A 9290-nucleotide genomic window follows, 5' to 3' on the forward strand; every position below is an offset into this window, starting at 1 on the left:
AAATGAAAAAGATATTATTAATAACTGCAGTACTAGCTGTTTTCGTTAGTTGTAGTGAAGATCAGTTAGAGTCTGATCTAGAAAATATAGTTACAGATGCTACTATTTCAGAATTAGCAGAAGAATCTCCTGAAGCATTATTGTCTACGGCAAGTTCTTTTGATACAGGTACCATAAACAACATACGTACGTTTGATGTTGCTGGTACAGGTGGTGACCATAATGATTACGGGCAAAAATCTATTGATGTAATGATGGATATTATGTCTAATGATATGTTAGATTCTAATAACGGTTGGTGGTACGATGATTTGTATAAATACATAGGTAGGACACAAGAATCTGGTACAGAAACTAATTTAATTTGGGATTATTACTACGAGATTATAAAAGGAGCTAACCAAACAATAACACTTATAGGTGGCTTAGATGAGTCTGTTTTAACTGCAGATTTATCTTATGTGCTATCAAGATCTAAGGTTGTTAGAGGTTTAGCGTATTTAGAGTTGATACAGATATACCAAAAAGGACAGCCGGCAATGTCAGATCCAGGTGTCCCACTTATAGATCCTACGGCAGATTTAATTAATGGACCAGGTTTTGGTAGATTAACTGTGCAAGATACTTACAACCAAATTGAAGCAGATTTAAAAGAAGGTTATGATGGATTAGAGGGATTTTCTAGACCAGATAAAACTGTAATTAATCAAAATATTGCAGCAGGTTATTTAGCTCGTTTTTATTTATTGTCTAAAGATTACACTAAAGCAGTACAGTTTGCAGAAATTGCAAAATCTGAAGGTGCTTTGGCTGCAGATCAATTATTAGATGGTTTTCAATTTATCAATAATTCAGAGTGGTTATGGGGGGCAGATATAAATGGTGATACGTCATCACTTTTTGCATCGTTCTTTTCTCAAATGCAATCGTATTCTCCGGTGCAGAAAGCTGCTGGTGGAGTTACTCCAGGATATACAGGTCAATTAGGACACCATAGAACTGTAGATGTTAGGTTGTATAATGCTGTATCTCCTACAGATATTCGTAGCAATTGGTTTGGTCCAGATAACGGATTTATAGATCAGCCTAAACCAGGGCAGATTTATAATTATAAATTTTATGATGATACTTTCTTTGAAGCAGATTACGTGTATATGAGAGTTTCAGAAATGTATTTAATTATTGCAGAGGCTAAAGCGGCTAATGGAGATGATGGTGGTGCAGCTCAAGAATTATATGAATTAGTTTCAACTAGAGACCCTAATTATACATTATCTATGAATTCTGGTTCTAGTCTAATGGATGAAATTAGATTGCATAGACGTATAGAATTGTGGGGAGAAGGATTTGGTTTGTTAGATATGAAAAGATGGAACGTTGGTTTAGTTCGTGATTTTGAAGGAACAACACATCCTAATAATCCAGCTTCATTTTACAATATACCTGCAGGTGATGCAAGATTTACATTTCAGATACCTGAAACAGAGATTAATTTAAATGATGCTATTACTCCTGCCGATCAAAATCAGTAGAAGTTATTAATCATTAATTAAGATTTAATTTAGCCTGAACAATTATTTTGTTCAGGCTTCTTTATAAGTAGTTTACAAATAAAAAAGCTCCTAGATATAAATCTAAGAGCTTTTTGTTCTTTGTAGGGAACTAATTTATTCTACCTTAAACTCAAATACTTCTGAATTAGAAGTGTTGTTTTGGCTATCTTTTGTAATTACTTTCCAGTAATATACTGTGTTAGCAGCAACAGTAGTGTCTATGGTAATATTAGTAGTTGTTCCAATGCTTGTACTAGGGTTATTAGTTGTGTCTAAAAATATTTCGTATTCCTCAATATCATCATCAACATCTGCTCCAGACCATCTTAAAGATACTGTAGTAGTTGTTGCAATTGTAGCACCTCTTGCAGGACTAACAGCTTCTGCTGGAAACGGAGCATAGTTTTCTATACCTACACCTTGATTGTAAAATTTCCAGACAGTACTTGTAGCAGTTTCTGTTGTTCCGCTTGCTTTAGATGTTACAAACCATTCGTAAGGAGTTCCGCGGTCAATAGTTATAACTTCTGTAGTGCTATTTACAGTTGTTTTAGTATTGTTACCCGTTGCTAAGTTTTTAATGTTAATTTCGTAACTATCTGTGTCTTGTGCTGCATTCCAGCTAAATTCAACAGAGCTACGTGTATCACTTATAATAGTACCTTCGTTACACTCGGTATTATTGTCAGGAAGTATTAAAGTTGTTGCCTTAGGTGTAGCAACAGGATCTGGAGTGTCACCTCCGTCATCACTACCGCCACCACAAGACACTAATAAGAAAGCGCTAATGCAAGTTAATTTATAGGCTATTTTCATTTTTATCAATTTATTTTCTAATTATTTTATATGTAAGTAACGTTTCGTCGGTTTTAATGTTTAGAACATATATACCTCTTGCCAATGCATCTACATTAAATTTAATGGCACTATTATTAGTAGGGTAGTCCTTTTTAAAAACGCGTTTACCATTAATTGTGAATAAAGAAACCTCTACCTTAAGTAGTTCAGGTTTGTTTAATTCTATTGTTAAATCTCCACTAGATACAGGGTTTGGATATATAAAAATATCAGAACTAGATATAATACGTTCTTCGTATAAACCTTGACAGTCTTTATCAGTTTTAATACTAATATTATTTTCAATCTTTCCTAGAGGAAGAGTAATTTTATTTTTTGTGGTAGAGTAAACTTTATCGTTTATACTTATTTTATAAACGGTTCCGCCAGATAAATTAAATGTTACTTTGTTAGAAACAGAATTTACCTTTGAAGATACAGATAAAGCTTCTGGCTCAGAGATAGAAACAGTGAAACAATTCTCATAATCAGTTTGTCCTTCTACGGTTATACAAATAGCATATGTCCCTAGTGGCAAGTCATTAAAGGAAACTACGTCTATAAATTGTTTAGTCTCATTTTTATCTCCACTAATAATTGCAGTGTAGTTGTAAGTTTCTTCTGCGGTAATTTCTATGGATCCATTGTTGCTAGAAATACAACTTTCTCCAGTTGTTTTTATTTTAAAATTAGATGTAGGTAAAGAAAATACAGCACAACCATTAACATCTACTACAGTGTTTGGCGTTGTATTTGGGCATATATCTACGCTGTCCAAAACACCATCATTATCGTTGTCATTGTCACAAACATCACCAATATTATCATTGTCTAAATCTGCCTGGTCTATGTTTGCTATTAGTTTACAATTATCATCTATATCTAAAACACCATCATTATCATCATCAGTGTCACAAACATCACCAATGCCATCCCCGTCTGTATCTAATTGATCTGCGTTTGCAATAGTTGGACAGTTGTCATCTATATCTAGAATACCATCATTGTCATCATCATCATCATCTTGCTCGCCATCTAAAATAAAATCATCTATAACAACACCTTCTTGAGATACACCTGGATCTGAATGAAAAACGATTCTAAAGATAATTTCATTTTCTAATGATAAATTAGTTTCTCCTAAAGTAGCATTTGTATTAAAATTGTACGCATACTCTGTAAATGTAGTATTGGTTCCTGTCCATTGCTTTCCTGGGCAATTCTGACAGTCATCAGCAACTCCAGAAGAAGCATTAGTCCTGTCGCTATTATACCAATTTGGCTGGCTATTTATACTTCCAAGATTACTCCAATCTTTTCCTTGGTTTATAGAATATTCTACATATACAATATCCCAATTTTCTTCTAGGTCATAAGCCATTTTAAATTTAAGCACTGGGTTTGCTATTGTAGAAATATTGTAACAATTACTTACTAAAAAGGCTTTTGTATTGTTTGGGTGTTCACCATCTAGATTAGTAGCATATACTTCTAAACCAGAGCTAGCGCTATTTAGTAGTGTGCCAGAAGGGGTTCCTTTCTCCCAAAGACTATTGCTGCTAGCATCATTATATGTTACAAGAGCATCTTCTGTATTGTCAAAAGTATTCATAACACCTCCAGCACCTTCTTTATTTATGTAAATTACAGTAGATTTAGAGTTGTTTGTTTCAAATGTATCGCTAGCAATAGTTGCAGAAACATTTAGTGAAACTTTACCAAACGTATTAGGTGTTATGCTAGGTAAGGTTATGGTTGTAGATTCGTTAAAATTTAAAGTGCCATTCCATATATAAATCTCGTCTGTGTTGTTTAGGCCGTATGTAATGTTTACCTCATTAATAGGATTTGTTCCTATGTTTTTTATTTCGATGTCAGTCGTAACATCACCACATAAAATAGAATTTAATTGTAATGAGATAGATTTTAGGCTAACATCGTTTTCTGGATCTTTAATAGGTATAGGAGATTGCCAAACACCTCTACCGTAAGTTGCAGCTGTTAAAATGTTTTCATTTAAATTGATATCTAAATCGCCTATAGCAACACTTGGTAAGCTAGTATCATACTCTTCCCACTCTGTTAAAGAGTCATCAAATCTAAAAATACCTAAGCTTGTGCCAACATAAATTGGATTGTCTTGATGAAGCCCTTGGTGTACAATACTAAAAAAGGCTTGATCATCTGGTAAGTTTAACGTAATATTTTCTTGAGTTACATCTGTACCATCAGAAATTATTTTGTAAACTCCACGTGAAGATGATTGTCCTGATAATGCAATTCCTACTCTGTTAGATGTTGTTGCATATAATGTAGAGCTATTAGAAACGTTTACAGCTAAATCAGAAATAAAACCTGGTAATGTAATGTGGGTGCTAAAAGTTATACCCTTATCTATGCTTTTGTAAATAGTTCTATTCTTTACTGCATATATTGTATTCGGATCATTGGGATCTGTTTCTAAATCATCAATCTTGCCAGAACCTAAATTAGTAGAAATTTTACTCCAACTTGCCCCTTCTAATTTATACACAGCATCAAAACCAGCGAACACATCTCCGTTGCTGTTAATTGCAAGTGGTGTAATCCAGTTTCCTTCAATGTCTTCGTCTGCCGAATCTTTAGGTGGTCCAATTTGTCCAATTGTTTCTCCTGAATTCGTAGATATATTTAATGATCCTCCGTATTGGGTAAAACCATATACTAGGTTATTATTGTTTGGGTCAATAACATTATCCATACCATCACCACCATGGTAATTATTCCACTGATTGTTGTTAAAAATATTACCTCCATTATCTTGTAATCCACCAATCATTTTAGAAGCATCATCTTCTGCAACGCTTATTCTGTAAAATTGACCAATAGACATACCGCTTGTAACATCTGTAAAAGTTGTTCCATTATTGTCTGATACGTATAAACCACCATCACTACCACAAAAAAGAGTAGAGCCAAACATTTTTAGAGTATGTATGTCTGCATGGGTGTAAGAGCTGTTATTAGAACTCCAATTATTACGTCTGTTAAAGCTATTGCCTCCATTAGTACTTCTCCAAATATTTAAACAGCCGGTAAAAATTGTGTTTTCATCTGTAGGTGAAACTTCTAAAGCTAAATCAAACCAAGCTTGTTTAGACTCTAAAATATCTACAGTGTTAGATGTTTTTGTAAAAGTTGTTCCGCTATTTGTTGACTTATAAAAACCTTGAAAAGTGTAATCTGTAGCAGCGCTTAAGACATAAACCAGATTGTTGTTAGCAGGTGTAACACCTAAAACCAATCTTCCGGATGTAGTTGGTAGGTTGCTGGTGACCGTGTTAAAAGTATTTCCGCCATCAATAGATTTGTAAAAAGAATTATAAGAAACTGCGTAAATAGTGTTGCTGTCTCCAGGTTTTAATTTAAAATCTGTTATGTCGTCAGATAATTTGTTGGTCCATGTAGCACCTCCATCTGTAGTTTGGTATAATCCATTATTAGAGCCAACCCAAACAATATTACTATTTGTAGGGTCTATTGTAATTTCATTAGTTAAAAAATTAATTCCATTTCCAATTGTAGTTGGGTTTAGACCGGTTTCATTCCAAGTAGTTCCTCCGTCTGTAGACTTAAAAACACCAATACTATAAGAATCTGCGGCATCATCATCACCTGTAGAAATATATATAATATCAGAATTATTGGCATCTACTGCAATACCAGAAACTCCAATTTGTAAAAAATCAGAAAATAAGCTTGTCCAGCTATTTCCTGCATTAGTAGATTTCCATATGCCACCTGCGGGTGCTCCTGCATACCAAATATTTGCATTATTTGGATCTACAGTTATAGCATTAATTCTTCCATTTCCAGGTAATCTACCTGCAAAAGCATTACTTGTAGATGGTCCTATATTGCTCCAGTTACTGGTTGGGTTAATTTTACCGGCTCTATTTTCTTTTGCTTGCCAAGAATCCCATATTTGTTTAGAAGAAGGTATGTTCCCATTACTGTTTTCAAAGTTTATCCAGTAATTACGCCATCTCATAAAAGGTTTGTAACCGCTCCCTTTAGTATCTCTGTTTTTTGTTTTCCAATATTCGTCAAAAGATGTGGTTATCTCTTCAATAGAGAAATATGAGTTTATGCTTTTAGAAGCTGTACTCGTTTTTTCTTTTTTTAATTTTTTCATCCAAGGAGCTCCCTCATTAAACTGTGCAAAAGAAAGTGTACAGGTTAATAAAAAGAGAATGAGTACTTTTTTATTCATTTTTGATATGTTTGGTAGGTATTCTTGTAGTTTTTAACGCTAAATAACAATTTAACATTTTATTAAGACTTATGTCGCAAATATCCTAATTAAAGAGTGTAGTCACAAGCTAAATTTAATTTATTGTTAATTAAATCTTAAAAAATGTAATTACAGACTGTTTATACAATAGTCTTAAAAAGCTAACAAAACTTTCACAGCTAGTTAAATGTAAAAAAATTACCTTTGCTTATATTTTTTATAAATGAGATATATAGTATTCGTAATATTTTTGTGGAGTGCAGTTGCTTTTGCACAAGATCCAATAGCTTCTAAAAAAGGTTTAGATCCTAAAGGTGGAAAAAAACCAGGTAAGGTTTTAAAAGAAGGAGAAGAGGAAAAGCCTAGTGTAGAAGAATATAAAATTTTTACTATTAAAAGAGATACGGTCTTTTTAGATACAACTCTTACCATACAAAAAGAGTATAAATATAACTATTTAAGAAAAGACGGTTTTGAACTAATGCCTTTTTCAAACATAGGTAAACCTTCAAATGCTCTTGGTGTAGACTTAAATAACTCTAGTATGTATCCATCTTTAGGAGCTTCTGCTTTAGGAGGTAATTATTGGGAGGTAGAGGATATTAAATATTACAACGTACCAACACCTTTAACAGAGTTAATGTTTAAAACAACTATGGAACAAGGTCAATTGTTAGATGCAATGCTAACATTTAATATGTCTCCAGAGCTAAACGTCTCTTTAGGTTACAAAGGTTTTAGATCTTTAGGGAAATACAATTACAATCAGTCAGAATCGGGCAACTTTACCGTAACTACAAATTATAATTCTAAAAATAACAGATACCAAATGCTAGCTCATATAGCGGTTCAAGATGTTGTTTTTCAGGAAAATGGAGGTTTAATAGATGGGGAATCTCAGTTTGAATCTGGAGATACAGAGTTTTCTAGTAGAGATAGGTTAGATGTAGCTTTTATAAATGCCGAAAGTGAAATTTTAGGGAAGAGGTATTTTTTAGACCATCAATACAAATTAATTAAGAAAGCAGAAGACTCAACAAGCAGCGCTATTGCAACATCCATAGAAGTAGGGCATCAGTTTAATTACGAGACTAAATTTTCTAAGTTTAATCAGGACGCGGAGTCAGATTATTTTGGAAATTCTTTTTTAGCAGAAACAGAAGATAAAGCTCAGTTGCAGACAACCTACAATCAGTTAAACGCAACTTTTTCAAATAGATTACTGGGTAAATTGAAAGGCTACTTAGGTATATATAACTACAATTACTTTTTTAAGAGTTTACTAATAACGCCAACAGGTAATATAGATAGTCAATATAAAGGAACGGATATTTCGTTAGGAGCAGAGTATAGCAAAAGAATAGGTCAGTTTAATTTGCGAGGAGACGCAGCATATAATTTATCAGGAGATTTGGGTGGTAGTTTAATTAATGCAGAAGCAACCTATATATATAAGGACAAACATAAGTTTGTTGCATCTCTGCATAACGAATCTAAAATGCCAAATTTTAATTTCTTGCTCTATCAGAGTAATTATGAAAACTACAACTGGCAAAACACAAGTAATTTTGATAAGCAGAATATAAACAGTTTAGCCTTTGAGTATAGTTCAACTGCTTATGGAACACTTGCAGCAAAATATACCAATATAGATAAGTATACATATTTTGGGTCCACAGCAACTCAAGAACAGATAGACAATGATGAGGAAAATGCATATATAAAACCGTTTCAAGAAAGCGCATCTGTTGGTTATTTAAAAGTAAAGTATAGTAAAGAGTTTAAGTTTGGTCGTTGGGCATTAGATAATACTATAATGTATCAAAATGTTTCTCAATCTAACCAAGTGCTTAATTTGCCAGATTTAGTAACCAGGAATACTCTTTATTATTCTAAGAAAGTCTTTAAAGGAGCAATGTTTATGCAAACCGGAGTTACTTTTAAATACTTTACTGCTTATAATATGAATGCCTATAATCCTGCTCTAGGAGAATTTTATACTCAAAACCAGCAAGAGTTAGGTGCATACCCTATGTTAGATTTCTTTATTAATGCAAAAGTAAAGCAAACGCGCATCTATTTAAAAGCAGAACACTTCAATTCTTCCTTTACTGGTTACGACTATTATTCGGCTCCAAACTATCCATATCGCGACTTTGTAGTTAGGTTTGGGCTGGTATGGAACTTCTTTTCGTAATTTAAAAAAGCAGTATAAGGATAATAATAGATATAATAACATCTTTTTTATATTTATATAGTATAAAATCTACTCCTTATATAGATTGATAATCGCCTTGTTAAAGACAAAGAACGGGCTATAAATAGTGAGCTAATAGTTATGTTCTGTTATTTGCTTAAAAGAAGCAGAAAAAGAGGTCTACTTAAGAGGTTGATAAATAGGGTTGTAAAGGATGTTTTTAAAATAACTTCAAAAAAGATTTAAAAAAGAGTTGTTATATCAGATAAGCTCTGTATATTTGCACCCGCTAAGGGAAAAACATAGAGTTAATAAGTTAGCAAAGTTCATTGAAAAGGTTGTAAAATTGGTTTAAAATAAAGGTTAAGAAATAAGTTAAAAAAAGCTTGTTTTGCTTTAGTTAAAAGAGCTAAGTTTGCAGTCCTAAATT

General features: G+C 32.9%; 4 protein-coding genes. 2 read left to right on the plus strand and 2 right to left on the minus strand.

The annotated features are described in order from the left end of the window. Positions 1-2 precede the first annotated feature (2 nt). On the plus strand, positions 3-1532 hold the full coding sequence (locus BT107_RS15340; protein WP_170854748.1) for a RagB/SusD family nutrient uptake outer membrane protein: 1530 nt from the start codon (positions 3-5) through the stop codon (positions 1530-1532). 135 nt (positions 1533-1667) lie between these two features. On the opposite strand, the gene BT107_RS15345 is transcribed toward BT107_RS15340, so the two are convergent. Together BT107_RS15345 and BT107_RS15350 are read right to left on the minus strand one after the other, a co-directional pair. Next, positions 1668-2369 (minus strand): hypothetical protein, encoded by a 702-nt coding sequence (locus BT107_RS15345; protein WP_072304716.1) that lies wholly within the window; start codon positions 2367-2369, stop codon positions 1668-1670. 10 nt (positions 2370-2379) lie between these two features. After that, a complete protein-coding gene (locus tag BT107_RS15350) occupies positions 2380-6642 on the minus strand; it encodes a thrombospondin type 3 repeat-containing protein (protein WP_072304717.1) in 4263 nt (1420 codons plus the stop codon). A gap of 244 nt (positions 6643-6886) precedes the next feature. Between BT107_RS15350 and BT107_RS15355 the strand changes: the two genes are divergently transcribed. Next, complete coding sequence (locus BT107_RS15355) at positions 6887-8860, plus strand: putative porin (protein WP_072304718.1); 1974 nt, start codon at positions 6887-6889, stop codon at positions 8858-8860. Positions 8861-9290 lie beyond the last annotated feature (430 nt).

It is taken from the genome of Cellulophaga fucicola (assembly GCF_900119145.1).
Classification (GTDB): domain Bacteria; phylum Bacteroidota; class Bacteroidia; order Flavobacteriales; family Flavobacteriaceae; genus Cellulophaga; species Cellulophaga fucicola.